The organism is Anaeromusa acidaminophila DSM 3853, assembly GCF_000374545.1.
In the GTDB taxonomy this organism is placed as follows: Bacteria; Bacillota; Negativicutes; order Anaeromusales; family Anaeromusaceae; genus Anaeromusa; species Anaeromusa acidaminophila.
This window is the reverse complement of sequence record NZ_KB894600.1, coordinates 18,558-37,777: the sequence shown is the minus strand read 5'-3', so window position 1 is coordinate 37,777 and position 19,220 is coordinate 18,558. Positions and strand designations below refer to the sequence as shown.

The 19,220-nt window shown below is 48.2% G+C and carries 20 protein-coding genes; 15 read left to right on the top strand and 5 right to left on the bottom strand.

Going from position 1 to position 19,220, the window contains the following annotated elements; all coding sequences use genetic code 11:
- Positions 1-226 precede the first annotated feature (226 nt).
- The 4 genes from C508_RS20165 to C508_RS0113260 all read left to right on the top strand — a co-directional run bounded on the left by C508_RS20165 (position 227) and on the right by C508_RS0113260 (position 3,998).
- Positions 227-2,788, top strand: coding sequence for an AMP-binding protein (locus tag C508_RS20165; RefSeq protein WP_018704056.1), 2,562 nt, complete (start codon positions 227-229; stop codon positions 2,786-2,788).
- 22 nt (positions 2,789-2,810) lie between these two features.
- Positions 2,811-3,059 carry an acyl carrier protein gene (locus tag C508_RS0113270; RefSeq protein WP_018704055.1) on the top strand — a complete coding sequence of 83 codons (249 nt, stop codon included), beginning with the start codon at positions 2,811-2,813 and terminating at the stop codon, positions 3,057-3,059.
- Positions 3,060-3,233: 174 nt separating this feature from the next.
- A complete protein-coding gene (gene dmpI, locus C508_RS0113265; RefSeq protein ID WP_018704054.1) occupies positions 3,234-3,422 on the top strand; it encodes a 4-oxalocrotonate tautomerase DmpI in 189 nt (62 codons plus the stop codon).
- 30 nt (positions 3,423-3,452) lie between these two features.
- Positions 3,453-3,998 carry a flavodoxin family protein gene (locus C508_RS0113260; RefSeq protein ID WP_018704053.1) on the top strand — a complete coding sequence of 182 codons (546 nt, stop codon included), beginning with the start codon at positions 3,453-3,455 and terminating at the stop codon, positions 3,996-3,998.
- Between the two features lie 88 nt (positions 3,999-4,086).
- Here C508_RS0113260 and C508_RS0113255 read toward each other — a convergent pair whose 3' ends face one another.
- Positions 4,087-5,757 carry a sigma-54 interaction domain-containing protein gene (locus C508_RS0113255; protein WP_018704052.1) on the bottom strand — a complete coding sequence of 557 codons (1,671 nt, stop codon included), beginning with the start codon at positions 5,755-5,757 and terminating at the stop codon, positions 4,087-4,089.
- Positions 5,758-5,952: 195 nt separating this feature from the next.
- Here C508_RS0113255 and C508_RS0113250 point away from each other — a divergent pair, with 195 nt between their 5' ends.
- Genes C508_RS0113250 through iadA form a run of 3 tightly spaced genes read left to right on the top strand, consistent with a single transcriptional unit; the run spans position 5,953 to position 8,318 of the window.
- On the top strand, positions 5,953-6,600 hold the full coding sequence (locus C508_RS0113250) for a nucleoside recognition domain-containing protein (RefSeq protein WP_018704051.1): 648 nt from the start codon (positions 5,953-5,955) through the stop codon (positions 6,598-6,600).
- A gap of 13 nt (positions 6,601-6,613) precedes the next feature.
- Positions 6,614-7,099, top strand: coding sequence for a YjiG family protein (locus C508_RS0113245; protein WP_018704050.1), 486 nt, complete (start codon positions 6,614-6,616; stop codon positions 7,097-7,099).
- A gap of 19 nt (positions 7,100-7,118) precedes the next feature.
- Positions 7,119-8,318, top strand: coding sequence for a beta-aspartyl-peptidase (gene iadA, locus C508_RS0113240; RefSeq protein WP_018704049.1), 1,200 nt, complete (start codon positions 7,119-7,121; stop codon positions 8,316-8,318).
- Positions 8,319-8,447: 129 nt separating this feature from the next.
- Here iadA and C508_RS0113235 read toward each other — a convergent pair whose 3' ends face one another.
- Positions 8,448-8,798, bottom strand: coding sequence for a winged helix-turn-helix transcriptional regulator (locus tag C508_RS0113235; protein ID WP_018704048.1), 351 nt, complete (start codon positions 8,796-8,798; stop codon positions 8,448-8,450).
- Positions 8,799-8,922: 124 nt separating this feature from the next.
- Here C508_RS0113235 and C508_RS0113230 point away from each other — a divergent pair, with 124 nt between their 5' ends.
- Positions 8,923-9,435 carry a nitroreductase family protein gene (locus C508_RS0113230; RefSeq protein WP_018704047.1) on the top strand — a complete coding sequence of 171 codons (513 nt, stop codon included), beginning with the start codon at positions 8,923-8,925 and terminating at the stop codon, positions 9,433-9,435.
- A gap of 73 nt (positions 9,436-9,508) precedes the next feature.
- On the opposite strand, the gene C508_RS0113225 is transcribed toward C508_RS0113230, so the two are convergent.
- On the bottom strand, positions 9,509-10,138 hold the full coding sequence (locus C508_RS0113225; protein ID WP_018704046.1) for a class I SAM-dependent methyltransferase: 630 nt from the start codon (positions 10,136-10,138) through the stop codon (positions 9,509-9,511).
- 83 nt (positions 10,139-10,221) lie between these two features.
- Positions 10,222-11,619: a MocR-like pyridoxine biosynthesis transcription factor PdxR gene (pdxR, locus tag C508_RS0113220; protein WP_018704045.1), complete on the bottom strand. Its 1,398-nt coding sequence runs from the start codon at positions 11,617-11,619 to the stop codon at positions 10,222-10,224.
- A gap of 142 nt (positions 11,620-11,761) precedes the next feature.
- On the opposite strand from pdxR, the gene pdxK reads away from it, so the two are divergent.
- The 4 genes from pdxK (at position 11,762) to C508_RS0113195 (ending at position 15,098) form a co-directional block, all read left to right on the top strand.
- On the top strand, positions 11,762-12,574 hold the full coding sequence (gene pdxK, locus C508_RS0113215) for a pyridoxine/pyridoxal/pyridoxamine kinase (protein WP_018704044.1): 813 nt from the start codon (positions 11,762-11,764) through the stop codon (positions 12,572-12,574).
- Between the two features lie 24 nt (positions 12,575-12,598).
- Positions 12,599-13,132 (top strand): ECF transporter S component, encoded by a 534-nt coding sequence (locus C508_RS0113210; protein WP_018704043.1) that lies wholly within the window; start codon positions 12,599-12,601, stop codon positions 13,130-13,132.
- A 468-nt stretch (positions 13,133-13,600) separates the two neighbouring features.
- Positions 13,601-14,443: a pirin family protein gene (locus C508_RS0113200; protein ID WP_018704041.1), complete on the top strand. Its 843-nt coding sequence runs from the start codon at positions 13,601-13,603 to the stop codon at positions 14,441-14,443.
- 28 nt (positions 14,444-14,471) lie between these two features.
- Positions 14,472-15,098 (top strand): hypothetical protein, encoded by a 627-nt coding sequence (locus C508_RS0113195; protein ID WP_018704040.1) that lies wholly within the window; start codon positions 14,472-14,474, stop codon positions 15,096-15,098.
- 124 nt (positions 15,099-15,222) lie between these two features.
- On the opposite strand, the gene C508_RS0113190 is transcribed toward C508_RS0113195, so the two are convergent.
- Complete coding sequence (locus C508_RS0113190) at positions 15,223-16,425, bottom strand: MFS transporter (protein ID WP_018704039.1); 1,203 nt, start codon at positions 16,423-16,425, stop codon at positions 15,223-15,225.
- 227 nt (positions 16,426-16,652) lie between these two features.
- On the opposite strand from C508_RS0113190, the gene C508_RS0113185 reads away from it, so the two are divergent.
- From C508_RS0113185 to C508_RS0113175, 3 genes are read left to right on the top strand one after another with little or no spacing between them, the layout of a single operon-like run.
- Positions 16,653-17,471: a polysaccharide deacetylase family protein gene (locus C508_RS0113185; RefSeq protein WP_018704038.1), complete on the top strand. Its 819-nt coding sequence runs from the start codon at positions 16,653-16,655 to the stop codon at positions 17,469-17,471.
- Positions 17,468-18,400 (top strand): RluA family pseudouridine synthase, encoded by a 933-nt coding sequence (locus C508_RS0113180; protein WP_018704037.1) that lies wholly within the window; start codon positions 17,468-17,470, stop codon positions 18,398-18,400. Before C508_RS0113185 ends, C508_RS0113180 begins: the two co-directional genes overlap by 4 nt.
- Positions 18,388-19,020: a class I SAM-dependent methyltransferase gene (locus C508_RS0113175; protein WP_018704036.1), complete on the top strand. Its 633-nt coding sequence runs from the start codon at positions 18,388-18,390 to the stop codon at positions 19,018-19,020. Before C508_RS0113180 ends, C508_RS0113175 begins: the two co-directional genes overlap by 13 nt.
- Positions 19,021-19,220 lie beyond the last annotated feature (200 nt).

Below are 19,220 nucleotides of genomic sequence, written 5' to 3'. Positions count from 1 at the left end.
AGGGAAAGAGAAAAAGACGTTACAGTGAGAAATCATTGAGGCGTCTTTTCATTTGTATGCGATAGTGTTCGTTAGAAAGGTTGAAATACAGAAAATAGAAGCCGATGTTAGCCTATAAGGGGGCTGTGCTTTCGTTGTTTGAGAGAAGCAGTTTAAGCAGGAAAAAAGAGGTAATGAAGGGAACAGTTATTTTAAGAGGAATTGGCATGCAGAAAGAGGTGTAAGTGTGACGCAGGAATGGAAATTGGCGCTTTTTCAGCCGCAAGACGCTGCCGGGGTAGTAGCGCTGTATCGGGAAGTGTACGGGGACTCCTATCCGGTGGCGGAGGTATATGATCCCAAAGCGCTGGTGCGCCAGGAAGAAGAGGGCGTTACCTGGCGGGCGGTAGCGAGAAATGAGGTCGGAGCGGTAATCGGTCATATTGCTTTTTACCGCTCCACGCCGCCGAACTCCAAGCTGTATGAATGTGGCCAGCTTATGGTGTGCCACGAATGGCGGCAAACCTCTGTAGGCTTTGCCTTGATGGAATATGCGCTGGCAGAAATTCCGCGCCAGCGCGGGTTGGAGCAGAGTTGGGGCGAAGCGGTTTGCAATCATTTGTTCACGCAAATGATGATGACCAAGCGAGGTTATCATGAAACTGGCTTAGAGGTAGCGTTGATGCCGGGAGACGCTGCCAAGGGCGGCGAGCGAACCTCGACGGTACTGATTTTTTCGTCTCCTGGCGAAAGCGGCCAGACGGTGTATGTGCCGCAGGTGTATCAAGAAGCGTTTGCGTTGCTGTATGGCGAGTTGGCGGAAGCCTGTAACTTTGTCGAGGCGACGGCTCCGCTGCCGCAGGCGGTGGCGACGGAAGGCTCTATCGAGATGTTTGCCGGAGCCGGTGTGGCGCGCTTGTCGATTACTAACATCGGTGCTGATTTTGAGGCGAAGGCAGCCTTGTGGGAAAGCCAGGCATCCGCAGCCGGGACGGTGGTATTGCAGGCTTTCTTGCGGCTGGGGGATGAAACGATCGGGGCGGCGGTAGAGATACTGCGGCGGCGCGGCTATTTTCTGGGCGGCGTCTTGCCGGGCTGGTACGGCGGAGATGGTTTGCTGATGCAAAAAGTGTCCATCGCCGTGGATGAGAAAGCTATCCATGCGTACACCAAGAAGGCTAAGGCGATTAAGGCGCTGGTTTTGAAGGACTGGGCGGATGTGTGCCCGCAATCGTGGGGCGGAGTGCTGCGCTTGGCGGCGGCTAAATGGCCGGAAAAGACAGCGGCGGTATATCCGCAGAAGAACCGTTCGTATACGTATGCGCAGCTAGATGCAGAAGCGGCGCAAGTGGCCAAGGGTCTTATGGCGTTGGGAATGGAGCGCGGCGAGCATGCTGCTATCTGGGCGTTTAATATTCCGGAATATCTTTCCGTGCAGTTTGGCTGCGCCAGAGCCGGGGTGCCGCTGGTGCTGCTGAATACCAATTATCGGGCGTACGAGCTGGAGTATGTACTGCATCATTCCGATGCGACGGTGCTGTTTTTAGAAGTGCAAGGCAGTGGCGCGGAGGCTTGGCTGGAGGTGCTTCGTTCGGTGCGGGAACGTTTGCCGAAGCTGCGTAAGGTGGTGTTTTTTGGCGCTGCCGAAGCCGAGGATGTTCTTCTCTGGCCTGATTTTTTGGCTGGCGGAGCTACAGTGGAGGAAGAAGTGTATAGACAGCGCTGCAACGAGGAACGCTCGCAAGAGGTGTTTATACTGCAATATACGTCGGGAACGACAGGCGTGCCTAAAGGAGTCGTGCATTGTCAGCAGGCGTACCTGTGTAATGCTAGAGCCTATGGAGAGCGCCAAGGGCTGACGACGTCTTCGGTGTTGTGTTCGGCGCTGCCTTTCTTTCATGCCTACGGCAATGCGGTGATTTTAACATCCCTGTATTATGGCGGAACGTTGGTGGGCGTAGAGCGGTTTCAAGCTCCCGTGGTGTTGCAGGCGATCGCGGAACAGGGTGTTACCAGCTTGTCCGGTACGCCGACGATGTTTGTGGCGCTGTTGGAGGAATGGGAACGCAATTCTTATGATACAAGTTCATTGTGCGTGGGCGATATGGCGGGCGCCAGCTGTCCGCCGGAACTGGTACAGGCGGTGATTGAGAAGCTGGGAGCAACCGGGTTTAGCTGCCTGTACGGCTCTACGGAAGTGATTATTGCGTCTTTAGCCGGCTCCGCAAGACCGCAAGAAGAGCGGATAAACTATGTCGGCACGGCACTGCCGGGGATGGAACTGCGCATTGTTAAAGCGGGGACGACGGAAGAAGTCCCCCGAGGCGGTGAAGGTGAGCTGTGTGTGCGCGGACAGTCGACTATGTTGCGGTATTATAAGATGGAAGAAGAGACGCAAAAGGCTGTAGATGCTGAGGGCTGGTGGCATAGCGGCGACATGGCTGCCATTGATGCGGCGGGCTGCTGCCGTATCACGGGACGTATTAAAGACTTGATTATCCGCGGCGGTGAAAATATAGGCCCTGCGGAAATAGAAACCTTTTTGATGACGCACCCCAAGGTGCTCGAGGCGCAGGTGGTTGGCGTTCCCAGCGAATATTACGGCGAAGATATTGTGGCCTTTGTGCGGCTGCAAAAAGGAGAAAGCGCCAAGGTACTGGAACTAAAGCGGTATTGTCGGGAGCGGATTGCCTTAAACAAGGTGCCCTTTATGTTTTTCTTCGTAGAGGAATTTCCTCTGACCGCCAGCGGAAAGGTGCAGAAATTTAAGCTGCGCGAAATGGCGCTGCAAAATTTAGCCAAGCAGTAAATGAATAAGGGAGGAACAAACTATGGATACAAAGGAGATTGAAAAAATAATTCGGGGCATTTTAGCGGAACGAGTACCTGGTTTGAAGGCCGAGGACATTGCTCCGCAAGCGGAACTCTCCTCGTTAGGGCTGGATTCTCTGGCTTTCAGCTGGGTTTTGGCCGATTTGGAAGAAGCCTTTGATATTGTGATGCAGGGGTCGGATATTTTGCACCTGAAAACCTTGGCGGCGGCGGTTGAATACGTAGCCAAGCGGCTGCAGGAAGCATAAAGTGTATTGATAAAAGAAAGTAAAAGCCAACAGCAATAGTTGCTGTTGGCTTTTACTTTCTTTTTATATAGTATCTTCCTAAAAAGTGCATACTTTTATAATGGGAGCAATGTAGCTATAATGAAAAAAACAAGCTGCTTTCTCATAACGCGGCTTTAACAGGAGGAATGTAGAATGCCGGTTATTACGATAGAAGGCGCTCTCATGAATGTGGAGCAAAAACGAAAACTAGCGAAGGTGTTGACGAGAGAAGCGGCGGAGATTATGAGCGTGCCGGAGGCGGCTTTTATTGTACTGTTGAAAGAAAACAGCCATGAGAATATTGGCGTCGGCGGGACGTTGCTTGCGGATAGGAAGAAATAAGGCAAACTCTAGTGAAGGAGGCGTACTAAGATGGGGAAAAACATTTTGGTTTTGACAGGAAGTCCGCGCAAAGGAGGCAATAGCGAAAAAATGGCGGATGCCTTTATTGCGGGAGCGCAGGAGGCGGGCCATACGGTTATGAAATATGCGACTGCCGATAAAACGATTAAGGGCTGCATTGACTGTCAGACCTGTTTTAAAAAAGGCGCGGCGTGTTCCATTTCTGATGATTTTAACGAACTGGCGTCGCACTTGGCAGCGGCGGATATGCTGGTGCTGGCAACGCCGCTGTATTGGTTTTCTTTTCCGACGCAGCTGAAAGCGGCGCTGGATAAGATGTATTCCTTTTTGATCGCTGAAAAGCCTTTGGCGATTAAAGAGTGCATTTTGTTGGTAACCGGCGGCGACAAGGAAGAAAAGGTATTTGAAGGTATTGTTCGCTCGTATCAGCTCATGCTGGAGTTTATGGGCTGGCAGGATCGTGGCGTGATTGTCGTGCCGGGAATGCATGATAAAGACGAGATCCTAAAGACGGACGCTTTGGAACGAGCGAAAACCCTGGGGGAAAGTTTATAAAAAAGAAGAATCTCTAGTGAGACTACCGCTTGGTAAAAGAAAGCCGGCCGCTGCATCCTTGATTTGCAGAGGCCGGCTTTTTTCATACTTATTCCGCTAACGCCAATAATCCGCTGCGACCACGACGGCTTCGGATTTTTTCGGTGGATTGCAGGAGATGTAAAGCCTCTCGAATTCGGCTTTCCGGCTCCTGTAGCTTTATAGCTAGGGAACGTCGCCCGATTGCATAATGCCCTTCATTGGCTTGACGCACTTCTCGATACACTTTCTGCGCAAGCAATTGAAGGTCGTTGTTTGTTGACGCTTTATCTGGATGCTCGGTGGTGGGCGGTAGGAGAAAAGACGGTGGAAGCCAATGGGCTTTGGGCGCTGCATCTGGTGATAACGTTGTGAGATATTCGACTAAATTTTGCAGTTCGCGAATATTTCCAGGCCATTTGTAGTTAAGAAGAGATTCTTTAAGGTAGGAAAAATAGTGTTCCGGTGCAACCGAGAGGTCTTTCTGGTTGTACATGGCTGTTGCCAACAATAAAACATCTTGACCTCTTTCGCGTAGTGGAGGTATGTAGATGGGCAAAACATGCAAACGATAATATAGGTCTTCGCGGAAAGTGCCTTCTTGTATTTTTCGTTCCAGGTTTTGATTGGTTGCAGCAATGACACGGACGTTAATGGGAATAACTTTGGAGCTGCCAACTCTGCGTATTTGCTTTTCCTGGAGAACGCGTAGCAGTTTTACTTGGAAAGACAGCGGTGCGTCACCGATTTCATCTAAAAAGATCGTTCCTTGATTCGCCTCTTCGAAAAGCCCTACAGCACCCGTGCGGTTGGCGCCAGTGAAAGCGCCTGCGACATGACCGAATAGTTCGCTTTCCAAAAGATTCTCAGAAAGAGCCGCAAAGTTGACGGCTACAAACGGACCGTTGCGACGAGAAGACGCATTGTGGATTCCTTGCGCAATAAGCTCTTTTCCGGTGCCGCTTTCACCGCGGATTAAGAGGGTGGAATCAGATGCCGCCATTTTTTTGGCCATGGTAAGTGTTCTTGTAATGGCTTTGCTTTTGCCAATGATTTTTTCTAAGGTATACGGAGCAATGCTGTGCTCGCGAATTCTTTTTTCGCGTACTAATTCCTCAAGGCGATGTATTTCAGCTACATCGTGATAACTGTTTTTGCTAAGAGTTATAATATCTCGCACATAGTTTGCAGATAAGAATTCTGCGTACACAGAAATTAGATCTAACTTTAACAATACTTCAACAATCGTAGTAATGTCGATCAAACGTGTTTTTATATCAATAACCGTTTCCACAAAATCAGGCACTAACTGCGTTTCGCCCGGAGTTACGGCAATTTTTAGTTGCGGATATTGGTTCATCTCCGGACAGCAAGGATGATAATTGATGTGATCGATGCCCAACGTTTGCAATAAAGCGATCGTGGTATTGGTGCTTGTCATTAAATCGTTTACTAGTAGCACATCGGTTCCAGAGGGGATTGTCAGCAGCTTTTTTACTTCATGGTAGTTGATGGAACGTCTTGCTATCAGTACTTCCGCTTGTGGAGAACAGATGCTTTTGCCCCACGAGTGGGCTTCTTCGCTGGCAAATAGAACGACATCTGCTTGAAATTCTTTTGGCGGCTTCTCTCGCAGAAAGTATTGGCTGATATTTACGTTATTGCCCATGATTTGTTGTAATTGCTGCGTGCAAGCATGGGCAGTATTTTCTCCCATGGCGACAACGGCCAAAGATTTCAAAGGGAATTCCTCCTAAATAATTATATTCCCTTTAAAATTCCCTTTTTATCCCGATTTATCCTTCTTTTAAGAGGAGGATAGTTCTCAATATCCCTATTTTGGGCATTTTTTGGAGGCGATTTTTAAAAAATACTTGGCACGGGCCTTGCTAAGATAATAACAACGCGCGAAGTTCATCTATAACAGGAGGTATTTATGGAAACTAAAAAACAAACAAATACGATTCAAGTCGGCTGGATTGGTTATGTAGCATTTTTTGCTGCCATTTTGCTGTTTTCCGGAATTTTTTCTTCAAGTGAAGGCCCTTGGAAGGTTCTTGATTTTAATGTTTTGAATGGAAGCTTTGGGAAAATTCAAGGAGCCTCGTCAAGCTTTACATTTCGAGGTGCAAACGGAACCGGTGCGCGTGACGGCTTTCTCTTTGCTTTGGAATTAATTCCAGCGGTTATTTTGGCTCTTGGCCTTGTCAATGTTGTAGATGGTCTGGGGGGACTCAGAGCCGCGCAGAAATTGATGTCGCCAATCTTGAAGCCTCTTCTTGGCGTGCCTGGAATTTGTGCATTGGCTAATATTGCTAACATGCAAAGTACAGATGCCGCAGCTGGGATGATTAAAGAACTGGTTGATGCCGGTGAAATCACCGACGACGAACGCTCCGTGATTATTGCGTATCAAACTAGTGCAAGCGCGTTTATTACCAACTATTTTTCATCGGGAGCGGCGGTATTCGCTTTTATGACGGTACCGATTCTGATTCCTATCATTGTTATGCTGGTGTTTAAAGTGATTGGTGCGAATTTAATGCGTCTTTATTTAAAAACATTTGCTGCTAAATCTGCATAAGGAGGAACTTGCTATGTCTGCAAACGAACAAAGCCCACAAATAAAACCCAACATTTTGGATCTTTTTGTCGAAGGTGCTCGGCGTGGTTTTACTATTGGCACTACTAGCTTACTACCAAACGTTGTCATGGCCTTTGTCATTATTCGTATTCTCGATGTTACTGGTTTGCTCAAGATTATCGGGATTTCTTTTGCGCCTATTATGGCGTTGTGGGGTCTGCCAGGCGAAGCCGCTACTGTCATTATTACATCCATTATGAGCATGGGCGGGGGCATAGGCGTTGCTGCCAGCCTTTATAACAATGGTATTTTGGATCCGGTCCAAGTAACCATTTTGGTTCCCGGCATTTATTTGATGGGAAATCCGGTACAGAACGTTGGACGCTGTTTAGGTATTTCCGCAGTCAATACTCGTCATTATGCTGCGATTATCGGCATTTGTATTATTAATGCTCTTCTTTCGATCTGGGCTATGCGCTTGATCGTGCTTTTTTTATAATTTCCAAGTAGGAGAGAGGATGTTTGCTATGAAAAACCCATTCTTTTCGTTGTTGCGCGGAGCCAAAGTTTTTGCGCCAGAGCCTTTGGGTGTTCAGGATATCCTTATTGCGGGGAAAACAATAGCGGCCATTGGGAAAAATCTCTCAGTGCCTGTGGGTTATGATTGCCAAGAAATACAGCTAGATGGTAAATGCTTATTTCCTGGTTTTATTGACAGCCATGTACATTTGATTGGCGGTGGCGGCGAAGGGGGCTATGCTACCCGGACACCGGAAGTTCTGCTATCTAGTATAACCACCTCGGGTGTAACAACGGTAGTAGGCTGTCTGGGAACGGACGGCACCACTCGGCACGTGGCAAGCCTTTTAGCCAAAGCGCGCGGTCTTGAGGCCGAAGGAATAAGCACATATATTTATACCGGCGCATACGAACTGCCCACTCCAACCATTACCGGCAGTGTGCGCAGTGATATTGTTATTATTGATAAAATTATTGGCGCTGGCGAAATCGCCATGTCGGATCATCGCTCAGCGCAGCCGTCGATTCGAGAGTATCAGAAATTGGCTGCCGAGGCGCGTGTTGGCGGCATGCTTAGCGGTAAAGCGGGTATTGTTGATATGCATCTTGGTGACGGCAGTGATAAATTGGATGCGTTATTCGCTGTTACGCAAAACGGTGAAATTCCCAAGGGGCAGTTTTTGCCAACCCATTTAAATCGCAATGAAGCGCTGTTCTCGGAAAGTCTGCGCTGGGGATTGGCTGGAGGCATTATTGATATTACTTCCGGCGTCAGTCCTGCTGCGGGTTCTTCTAAAGCCGTCAAACCAAGCACTGCTGTTCGCAGGGCTTTGGAAGTCGGGGTGCCGCTTGCGCAACTGACAATGAGCTCTGACGGAAATGGCAGTATGCCAATTTTTGACGAGAAGGGAAATACCGTTGGTGTTGGCGTAGCCAACCAAAAAAGTTTGCTTGCGGAAGTGGCGGATATGGTTAATGTCGAGGGTATTGCTGTTGAAAAGGCGATCCAGGTTGTTACCAGCAATGTTGCGCGAGTCTTAAAGCTAGCCAACAAGGGCTGCGTTTCTTCCGGATTAGACGCTGATTTCACGGTAGTCGATACCAATTTTGTTTTGCAGGACGTTTGGGCTCAAGGCTGCCAGATGGTGCAAAATGGAAAGCCTCTTGTATGGGGAACCTTTGAAACTGCTCGCTTTTAAAAGAAGTTTGGGAGGGAAGGGTTTAAGGAACCTAAAGCGCTAGCTGCTAACTAGATATATGATAAATAAAGAAGATGCTAGTAACCTTGAAAAATAGGTTGCTAGCATCTTTTAGTAGTGTCTCCGTTTTTATAAAGCACAGGCGGAAGTTGTGTTTGGTTGATTGGCCGCACCCCATTCGCACATTAGTTTTAGAATGGGCAGCAGCGTTTGGGCGCGTGTTGTCAGTGAGTATTCTACTTTGGGCGGGATTTGCTGGTATTCTTTGCGATAAAGCAATTCTTCCGCTTCTAATTCCTTGAGTTGTTGGCTTAGCATTTTATGTGTAATACCTGGTAATTTTCTTTTTAGTTCTCCGTAACGGAGAATCGTTTCTTCCGCTAGAATGTAGATGATCAACCATTTCCACTTGCCTCCGAGTACCGATAGTGTATAGGCTACTGGGCAATCAAGATTGAGGTCGCCTTTCTTTTCTTTCATATATACTCTCCTTTGAATAGTTACTTTCTCTGCGTATAGTATCTTCCGATAAAGTGCATACTTACATGAATAAAGAATAGCAGATATAATTAACCTAAACAAGCCTGAAAAGGATGGTGGAATTATGAATACCTATGAAGCGATTCAAAAACGCCGGAGCATTCGTCGTTATGAAGCTAGATTGGTGGAAAAAGAAACGATAGAGCGGTTGCTGAGGGCGGCGATGCAGGCTCCGTCAGCAGCGAATCAGCGGCCATGGGAGTTTATTGTAGTGGAAAACAAAGATACTCTGGCTAAATTGGCGAAGGCTCATCCGTATGCATCGCCCATGCAAGAAGCGCCGTTAGGCATTATTGTCTTGGCAAACGAAGCCGGGTTGAAATTTCCGCAGTATTGGCAGCAGGATTTGGCGGCGGCCACGCAAAATCTATTGTTAGCCGCCGTCGAAAATGGCCTGGGAGCGGTATGGATGGGAGTTGCGCCGGAAGAAGACCGGATGAAATACATTACCGAATTGTTTCAACTGCCTACGGGAGTTACGCCCTTTGCTATGCTGGCGCTGGGGTATTCGGCGGAAAATCAGTTTGTAGACCGTTTCGAAGCAAACCGCATTCGCTATGAAAGCTATAAAAACTGAATTTCTGTCAGGCATTAATGAGCCTCCGTCCTGCGAACGCTTGCAGGGCGGAGGCTTTTGTATTGCGCAAGTTTCAAAGGTGCTTTTTCAAGGCCAATTCCCAAAGAACTTTCGTGTTTTCATACCGGGCCATTTCATATTCACTACTATAGTGAAATTCCCAGTTTTGAAAAAGGTCGTCTAATTGTGCTTTGTTGAAGAATCGCTTGAACCGGCCTTGCTTACAATAATAATTTTCTTCGACAAGAGTTCCCTGACCGGCTCCATAGTTCGTGTCTTTTACTGAGTTAACTCGCAGTAGTAAAAAACCATCTTTCATAAGAACCCGCTGAATCTCAGCAACAATGGCTACGGTTTCGAGCCAACGAAAATAATGCAGTGAAAGATCGGCAATAACTATTTTGGCGCTTTGATCTTCAAAAGGTAAGCCTTCCTTCATGTCAAACAGTCTTGTGTCAGGTTTGTCTATAAAAAAATCTAGCTTTTTTAATGCTTCCTTTGAAAAATCGCATGAAATTACTTTGTAGTTTCTTTCCTGCAAGTACAATGTATTATTTCCAGATCCGCATCCCAAATCAATAATAGGAATAGAGTTCGAGGTCGATAAAATGGCTGCATATTTGTCCAGCCATAAATCATAAACTGGTTTTTGATTATTTCGGGATTCATATAATTGATTCCAATAGTTGTTACTCTCGTTCATTGTGTTTACCTCCAGACGCTAAATAACCAGTGGATGCGGGATTTTAAAAATGTTAGATTAGCGGCTTGGCGAATCCGACGGTTTTACTCAAACCAAGCTTCTTTTAACAGCTGAATGGCTGTTTTCATTTCTTCCGCCGGGATTTTAGAAAAATAAAGGATGACTTGGGATGGAGAGGTTGGAGCTTCTCCCAGATAGTAATCCTGCAAAAGCGCGATGCGGCAGCCTTTCGCTAATGCCCGTGCGTATAATTCTTTTGGCGTCAACGAGGATTTTACCGTTAAAACGAGATGGAGGCCGGACTCGGTTTCGTTAATAGCTACCTGCTGGCCTAAGATGGTCCGGATGCTTTCCAGAAAGAGAGCGTGCTTTTCATTGTAGAGTTTGCGGAGGCGGCGGATTTGCCGTTCCAGGTGGCCATCGGCCATATAACGGGCTAGAGCCAACTGCTCTAGGGCGGATGTTGTTTGGTTGTACAAGGAAGCGCGTTCCCGGTAGCTTTTCAGCAACTGTTCCGGCAGCACCATATAGCTAATACGGATGGACGGGGGAATGACCTTGGAAAAGGAGCCCATATAAATGACGGAGCCTTCCGTATCCAACCCTTTTAAGGCGGGGAGGGGACGGCCGAAATAGCGAAACTCACTGTCATAATCGTCTTCAATAACCGTAGAGCCTGTTTGTCGGGCCCAGTTTAAAAGCTGCGTCCGTTCGCCGATCGGCATAATATAACCGGTCGGGAACTGATGCGAAGGCGTCACATACACAAGGCGAGCGCCGCTGCGAGCCAGCTCGTCCGTATCGATGCCTTCTTTTTTTAGGCGCACCGGGATAATTTGAAAGCCCCGGTCTTCCCAGGTGCGGCGACCCATTTTAAAGCCTGGTTCTTCAAAGGCAATGCCGTCATGCTCTGGTTTCAGCATGCTGGCCAAAATATTCAACAGGCTTTGTACGCCAGGCCCGACAATGACTTGGCCGTAATGGCAATTAACACCTCGTGAACGGATGTAGTTGACAATCTCCTTGCGCAGCTCTATTTCGCCTTGGAGGTCGCCGTAGCGCATGAGACGGCTTGGATCTAAGAAGGCTTTATTGATATACCTCTTCCAAAGAGAGAAATCAAAGCCGTCCGCATCCATTTCACCACTGGCCAGATCGTATTTAAACGTCAATTCCTGCGAGGATTGTTCTTTGGGAATGGCATTTTGCGGCGCAGGAGAAGGCCAAGCGTTTTCTACAAAGCGGTTGACTGCATAACGCGTACGATTGCCGCTGGTGATATATCCTTCGCAGAGCAATTGCTGGTAGGCTTTTTCTACGGTGATTTTGCTGACCGATAAACTATCCGCCAAAAAGCGGATGGAAGGGATTTTTTGATTTTCCTTTAAATTGTTTTGCTCGATTTCCGTGCGGAAATAGCGATAAAGCTGCATGTAAAGAGGCTCTTTGCTTTCGTGGTCAAGCAGTATCAGTTTAGACATGGTCCTTTTCATTCCTATCTGTACTTATTTTAAATATAGATTCTGTATATTTTAATGGTAGCAGATTTGCTTTATAATACAACCAGGTTTTTATAAAAAAATAAGAAAAAACGTTAAAGTAGTTTGGCAGGAGGAATTTTAAATGAAAGCACCAGCGAAAGCACTTACGATAGCCGGTTCCGATACAAGCGGCGGCGCCGGATTGCAGGCGGATATCAAAACCTTTCAGGAGTATGGCGTGTATGGTATGACCGCCATTACGGTTCTTGTGGCCCAAGATCCTAAAAACAATTGGGCTCATGATGTGTATCCCTTGTCGTTGGAGACATTGGAAGCGCAGATTGATACGGTTCTTGGCGGTATTGGCGTAGACGCCATGAAGACCGGCATGCTGGGAACGGTTGAAATTATTTCCTTGGTAGCTCGTAAGTTGGATGAGTATGCGGTGAAAAATGTTGTCATTGACCCGGTGATGATTTGCAAAGGAACCGATGAAGTGCTGCATCCGGAAGCAGCTGTAGCCATTAGCCAGATGCTGGCCCCGAAGGCTACGGTGATTACGCCGAATGTATTTGAAGCCAGTCAATTGAGCGGCGTGCGTATTCAGTCTGTGGAGACGATGAAGGAAGCAGCCATTAAAATTCATGCGTTGGGCCCCCAATATGTTTTGATTAAAGGCGGCTCCAAGCTGGGCACTGACAATGCCATTGATATTTTGTACGACGGCAAGGACTTTACCGTCTTTGAAACACCGAAGATCAATACCACCTATACTCATGGCGCAGGCTGCACCTATGCTGCTTCGATTACGGCCGGCTTGGCTCAAGGGTTAGCGGTGCCGGAAGCGGTAGGCAAAGCTAAAAATTTCGTCACCCAAGCCATCCAACATGGTTTTCCCATCAATTCATATGTGGGACCGACCTATCATGCAGCACATCGCTTGGCGGAGGCCTAAGCGGGAAAGGGTGGAAAAAGAAATATGGAACAGCATTCTTTAAAACAAACCAAGTATTTGGTGTATGCGGCATTAGGCATTGCGCTTGTCTTTGCGTGCACCGTGTTTGTTAATGTGAGGCTGCCCATTGCAGCCAATGGCGGCTTGATCCACTTGGGAAATGTGCCGCTCTTTATCATTGCGATCCTCTATGGCCGCTGGCTGGGGGCTTTGGCGGGCGGTCTGGGAATGGCTTTGTTTGACGTAGTTGGCGGCTGGTTTTTATGGGCGCCCTTTACGTTGGTTATTGTAGGCCTTATGGGATATACCGTCGGTGCTATTTGCGAAAAAAACCAGTCCTTTATGGCCTATGTGCTGGCGCTGCTTGCGGCTTGCACCATTAAGATCGTCGGCTATTACGGTGCAGAGGGAATTATTTACGGCAACTGGATTGCGCCGCTGGTTTCGGTGCCCGGCAATTTGGTGCAAATTGGCCTGGCTGCAGGGATTGTGCTGCCTGTGGTGCAGAGATTGAAAAAACATGCAGTGGCTCTTTCGTGGGCGGGAAGCCGTCGGTAATCGCCTGCGGGGAACGGAATGCAGAGGATTTTGGGTATATAAAAGAGCGGCGGTAATTCTTGAGTAATCAAGAATTACCGCCGCTTTCGTGTTAGAAGAAGCTCTTAGCTGGTTGTTGCCAAATTGGTCCAATATTCTGGGCAATCGAGGATGTTTTTAGCGCTGCACAAACGCACTTCTTCTTTGTGAGCAAACAATTTATCGAATAAGGTTTTCATAAAAAACACTTCCTTTGATTGGATTAGAGGTAATTGATAATGATTATCTCTAATTGCATTATATAACGATAATTATTATTTGTAAATAGGAAACAAAGAAAAGAATTCGGTAGTAAAAAAGAGAAAAAATGAACAAGGATAATAGAAAAAAGGATTGAATTTTATAGTCTATAATGATGCTTGCACCTTAGGCTCTATATCGATGACTAGCTATTTCTTTGCATAAAATAGATTGTGAGGTGACGTTGGTATGATTCAGACGAGAAAGGTAAAGAAAATCATTACAGGAGAGCAGACGGTTGACGGCGCCGGTGTGCGCTTGGTGCGTGTCATTGGTCGGAAGGACACGCAAGAATTTGATCCCTTCTTGATGCTGGACGCCTTTGATTCTCGTAATCCTCTTGATTATATTAAGGGCTTCCCCTGGCATCCGCACCGCGGCATTGAAACGATAACCTACTTAATCCAAGGGGATATTGAACATGGCGACAGCCTGGGAAACACAGGCAGTATTTTAGATGGCGAGTGTCAATGGATGACGGCGGGTTCCGGCATCATCCACCAGGAAATGCCTAAAGCCAGTGAGCGCATGTTAGGCGTTCAGTTGTGGTTAAATCTGCCTGCTGCTGATAAAATGACGGCTCCGATGTACCACGGTATCACTCAAGGAGAGATGCTTGTAGTGGATGAAGAAAAGGCCCGGGTTCGGGTGATTGCAGGCACGTACAAAGAAACAGCAGGTGCTAGAGCAGGAGATTTCGTGAAACCCTTGCTTTTGGATGTAGAGTTGAACGCTGGGTCGGAGTGGATGCTGCAGACAGATCCGGACGCCTCTTTGTTTATCTATATTTTTCAAGGTGAGGGTGCAGTCGGAGTAGTGGAAGAAACAGCGATTGCGGCAAAGCAAGCGGTTTTGTTTTCCGAAGGTGCTTTGTTGCAGGTGAAAGCGGCGGAGTCTGGTTTGCGGTTTTTGCTGGCAGCTGGGCGGCCATTGCAAGAACCCATCGCCTGGGGCGGCCCCATTGTGATGAATACACAAGAAGAACTGGATCTGGCTTTCCGTGAGTTGAAGGAGAATACGTTTATTAAGTGACCGGAATTGAGAAGCAGGAGATGAGACGGTGAATAAAGCCAAACTAAAGGAAGCCGAAGAAACATTTATCAGGCGTTACCCTGGTGGGTTTTCTCATCCGCAGATGTTGGCGCTCACCAAGAAGCACAAAGTGGAGAAAATGAAAGAGCTGGCGCAAAACAGTTTTTCTCAGGAGGCCTTTGGACAGGCGGGGGCTATCGTAGAGTCTATGAAAAAGCTGGTCAGCCAATCGTCTTTGATTTCTCTTTTTGAAAAACCAAAGTTCAAAGACTGCGTGAACAGCCTGAAGGATGGAGAAAAAGAGCAACTGGCGCATGGTTTGCGGGGATTTCTGCATGGAGACCAAGAACAGGGCTTTGAGCAGATGACGGAGGTGCTGCGCACCTATAAACTGGCAAAGTGGCCATTGCTTACGGTGTATGGTATTTATTATCGACCGGAGGTGGAGGTATTTGTCAAGCCGACGACAGCCAAAGGCATTATCGAGTATTTTGAACTGACCAGCCTAAAATACAGTCCAAGTCCGACCTTTGCCTTCTATAAGGCTTTTCGCGAAGAGATTACGCAAATGAAACAAGCCGTTCATCCGTCGTTGCAGGTGGATCATGCCGCCTTTTGCGGTTTTTTGATGATGACCCTGGAAGCGAAAAATTAGTGTCGCAGAACGAAAGAGAGCCTTGAGACGTCCTTTTAGGCTAGGGCGTCTCAAGGCTCTCTTTTTTTGCGGACTATGTTGCTTCTCCAAGGCCTAAAATTCACAGCCGTAAGTAATGGAGCGTTTAAGAGCTAGCCAAACGATTGCGCAAAGGTAATGTGAGTGGCAGCGTCGCCAAAACAATGCAGGCTAAGAGAAGGACAACTTGTGATAGACCGATTACGTCGCCGGCCAAACCGTAGAGAAACGGGGAGATCGCTCCGGAGCCGATGGTCATGGTATAGAAGATGGCAAAGGCTTTTTGACGGTGCGTAGGGGGAACCAACTCCGGTACGCTGCCATAAAGAACCGATGAGGTTCCATTTAGAGCGACCCCTAAGAGCGGCGCTAGCAGGAGGGTAGGCAAAAGAGGCAGAAACAGCGTGCTGACAATGCAAAGAGCAGTAACGATTTCCGTCAAAATGACAGAGCGGAGTACACCGATGCGTAGGGCTAAGCGGCCGCAAGCCAGCTTGCCGCAAGCGCCGCCAGCGAAAATAAGTGACAGAGCAATACCGGTATCGGCGATGCTGCCGCCTTTTTGCTGCAGCAAGAAGGGAAAGAAAGTTAAGAAGCCCATGCGAGTGGCGCTGTCGATGACCCCGATGGAGGATAAAGACCAAAACGGCTTGTAGTTGAGCCAGCCTCCTATGGCGGCGGTTGGCTGCTCGGACGGTGCAGAGGAGATTTTAGAGAGAGAGGGATTTTGGTGCGGGAAATAGAAGAAAAGCCAGCCTGCAATACAAAGTGTGGCAACGCCAGCTGCTTGAGCGGCGCTCATCCAGTTGGATTGGCTGACAATAAAGGCGCCTGTAGCCGGCAACGCCAGTTTGCCTAAGTCTCCTGCCACATTAAAGGTGCTAAGCGCTTTGCGCCGTAGGTCGATTTGTTCGTAGGCGTCTGAAATTAAGGCGGAGGACATAGGGTGCTGCGTGCTGGAACCAAGGCCGCCAAGGACTAATAGGAAGCCTACAAAATAAATGGTATCAACATTTCCCAGAAACAGCATGGCTGCGCCTAAAAGCAGCGTGCCCCAGGCTAATAATTTTTCGGCCCCCAAGCGAGGGGCCAGCGAAGAGGCGGGAACTTGCAGGCTAGCCATAGTGCCGGAAAAAAGCGTTTTTAGGATGCCGATTTCGGCAAAGCTTAGGGCAAACTGCGCCTGCCATAAAGGAAAGAACAGATAAAGCATATCAGAGCAGCCGTCATGAATAAAATGAGCTAAGCTGCCGGCCCATAAAGATTTGGCCGATTCTCTAGTTTTTGGTTCGGCAGAGATATTAGACATAACTATCTTCCTTTCTCCGTGACTTGAAGCAGGTATGTTCTTTTACTACTATAAACCTGTCTGGCTTGGTTCACAACTAACATAACGCTGATAAAAGGAAAAAGAAAACGTAGTTATAGGAACAGGCATCCTAATTTGCAGGTATTTATTTGACGGACGAGAAGTTCGTTCTATAATAACTATAGGAAAGTTGTAAAAAATATTGGAATCAGAACGGGGGACTCAGGTTGCGTAAAGGTATAGTTGTTTTATTGTTGCTGTTACTGACAGCGTCAAGCGCTTGGGCTAATGGAAAGGCGCCTCAAGAACGAGCTTATTTTCCACCAGTACTTATGTATCATGATATTAAAGTGAAGCCCATTAATGGCTTTGATGTTTCGGTGGACGATTTTCAGGCGCAGTTGGCTTGGCTGGAGCAAGAAGGCTATCAGAGTTTAAGCATGGATGAATTTTTGCAGTATGTTGACGCGAAGCGTCCGTTTCCTGAAAAAGCGGTGCTGATCACTTTTGATGACGGCTATGAGGGCGTTTATCAGTATGCGGCGCCGGCTTTGGCGAAACATAAGATGAAAGCGACGTTCTTTATTTTTAAAAAAGGCCTTAATTCTGCGTTAACAGGCTACCCGTATTTAACGGACAAACAACTGCAGGAACTGGCCGCTAATCCGTTGTTTTCCATTCAATCGCACACGATGACCCATGCCGATCTCAGTGCGATCTCTAAACAAGAGCTGCAGTACGAGCTGAAGGCTTCGAAGCAATTTATCGAAAGCGTTACCAATAAACCTTGTCGTACCATTGCTTTTCCGTTTGGCCATTATAACAGCGAGGTCCTGCAAACCGCTAAAGAAGCTGGTTATGACGTAGCTTTTTCCGTGTCCGACTTGGGGCTGCTTGGCCAAGAAGCCAAGTATAGCATCCCGCGCATTTACATGGGCGTATCCCTGGGGCAAAATAAGATGGAACTGTTCAAAAAGTATTTGCATACCTATAAAACGATGCCGCCGGAGGCTTTTAAAGAACGATTTGGAGATTTGCCGCAGTGAAAAAATTTACTTCCTACCAAGTAGCGGAAGAACATGCAGGGTTGACGCTGGAGTCCTATTTGAAACAAGTTTTGCAGTACTCCGGGCGACGGCTCCAGAAGCTGACGAGGCAAAAGGGAGTTTTGTTGAACGGCAAGGCTGTATTTTTGCAGAAAAAAGTAAAAGTTGGCGATAGTCTGCGGGTGTTGCTGACGGAAGATGTTTCGTACGGCGTGCAGCCGGAAGAAGGCTGCGTGGAGATTCTTTATGAAGATGAGTATGTGCTTGTGCTGAATAAGCCTGCCGGGCTACTGGTGCATCCGGCTGGGCGGACGATGAGCGGCACCTTGGCGAACTATCTGGCGTATGAACTGCAGCGGCGGGAGGTGCTCTGCGCCATTCGGCCGTTGCACCGCCTTGATCGGGACACTTCCGGGTGCGTCATCTTTGCCAAAGATGCTCACAGCCAGTTCCTGCTGGAGCAGCAAATGAAAGAGAAACGGCTGCAGCGAATCTACTGGGCCCTGGTAAACGGCGAGGTATCGCCGGCGGAGGGAACTATTGATGCGCCGCTCGGCGCGCATCCTAATCGTCCGAATCGCCGGGCGGTGCGTGAGGACGGCGAGAAGGCGGTTACGCATTATCGCACGCTGGAAAACTATGCGGCGGCCACGCTGTTGGAGCTGACGCTGGAAACCGGGCGAACTCACCAGATTCGACTGCATGCCTCGCATCTGGGTCATCCCCTTATTGGCGACGGCATGTATGGAAGGCGGACGTCCTGGATGCCCCGGCAGGCGCTGCATGCGGCCTGCGTGCGTTTTGGGCATCTTAAGGAGCTGCGTGAAGTTACGGTGCAGGCGCCGTTGCCGGAAGATTTTGAGGCAGCCCTTGCGCATTGCCGCCATGTGCGGCGTGAAACGGAAGGGGTGGGGCCATGGACGCCTTGACGGTCATTTTTACCCTTTTTGCGGTGCTGTGCGCCATCTGGATCGTTTGGAAGCTTGTTTCCCGGCGAAAAAGCCTTCCTTGTCCGTCTTGGCTGTACCGCATGGTGGAGATGGAAAATCCTTTAGCGAAAAACAGCCAATCCAAGACTATTCTCGCCGGCTTGGGCGTTGCCGAAGGCATGACTGTTTTGGATGCCGGCTGCGGTCCGGGGCGGGTCACACTTCCTTTAGGCAAAGAAGTCGGCCCAAGCGGCAAGGTGATCGCTGTTGATTTGCAGCAGGGTATGCTGGATGTGGTACAGCGCAAAGCGCAACAGGAAAATCTAGTCATGGTTGAGTTCGTGAAGCTTCCCTTGGGCGAAGGAAAGCTGCCGCCGTATCAGGCGGACCGGGCGGTGATGGCGGCGGTGTTGGGAGAAATTACCCAGCAGGCAGCGGCTTTGCAGGAGATATTCGCAGCTTTAAAGCCGAGGGGCATCCTGGCGATTGCTGAAACAATCTTTGATCCCCATTACCAGCGTAAGTCGCATGTGCTGGATTTGGCCCAGGCTGCTGGCTTTGAGGAAGTCGCTTTCAATGGAAATTGTCTGGCCTATACGGTATATTTGCAAAAGCTATAGTGACGCTTAAATTCGCTCTTTCCTTGCAGGAAAGGGCGGATTTTTTACTATCGTACCTTGTATTTCTCTTGTGTGCCCTCTCGTGACTCCGATTCTCTTGTTCAATATTTTGGTTTGTCTCTGCTTCCTCTGGCTTTTTCTCTGATTCTCTGTGTAAATCTTGTAACCTCGTCGTACCCTTTCGTCCTCTGGCCTTTCTT

Coding starts and splice junctions, on each gene's coding strand:
- C508_RS0113270 (WP_018704055.1), top strand. CDS start 2,811: ATGGATACAAAGGAGATTGAAAAAATAATTCGGGGCATTTTAGCGGAA.
- dmpI (WP_018704054.1), top strand. CDS start 3,234: ATGCCGGTTATTACGATAGAAGGCGCTCTCATGAATGTGGAGCAAAAA.
- C508_RS0113260 (WP_018704053.1), top strand. CDS start 3,453: ATGGGGAAAAACATTTTGGTTTTGACAGGAAGTCCGCGCAAAGGAGGC.
- C508_RS0113250 (WP_018704051.1), top strand. CDS start 5,953: ATGGAAACTAAAAAACAAACAAATACGATTCAAGTCGGCTGGATTGGT.
- C508_RS0113245 (WP_018704050.1), top strand. CDS start 6,614: ATGTCTGCAAACGAACAAAGCCCACAAATAAAACCCAACATTTTGGAT.
- iadA (WP_018704049.1), top strand. CDS start 7,119: ATGTTTGCTATGAAAAACCCATTCTTTTCGTTGTTGCGCGGAGCCAAA.
- C508_RS0113235 (WP_018704048.1), bottom strand. CDS start 8,798: ATGAAAGAAAAGAAAGGCGACCTCAATCTTGATTGCCCAGTAGCCTAT.
- C508_RS0113230 (WP_018704047.1), top strand. CDS start 8,923: ATGAATACCTATGAAGCGATTCAAAAACGCCGGAGCATTCGTCGTTAT.
- C508_RS0113225 (WP_018704046.1), bottom strand. CDS start 10,138: ATGAACGAGAGTAACAACTATTGGAATCAATTATATGAATCCCGAAAT.
- pdxR (WP_018704045.1), bottom strand. CDS start 11,619: ATGTCTAAACTGATACTGCTTGACCACGAAAGCAAAGAGCCTCTTTAC.
- pdxK (WP_018704044.1), top strand. CDS start 11,762: ATGAAAGCACCAGCGAAAGCACTTACGATAGCCGGTTCCGATACAAGC.
- C508_RS0113210 (WP_018704043.1), top strand. CDS start 12,599: ATGGAACAGCATTCTTTAAAACAAACCAAGTATTTGGTGTATGCGGCA.
- C508_RS0113200 (WP_018704041.1), top strand. CDS start 13,601: ATGATTCAGACGAGAAAGGTAAAGAAAATCATTACAGGAGAGCAGACG.
- C508_RS0113190 (WP_018704039.1), bottom strand. CDS start 16,425: ATGTCTAATATCTCTGCCGAACCAAAAACTAGAGAATCGGCCAAATCT.
- C508_RS0113175 (WP_018704036.1), top strand. CDS start 18,388: ATGGACGCCTTGACGGTCATTTTTACCCTTTTTGCGGTGCTGTGCGCC.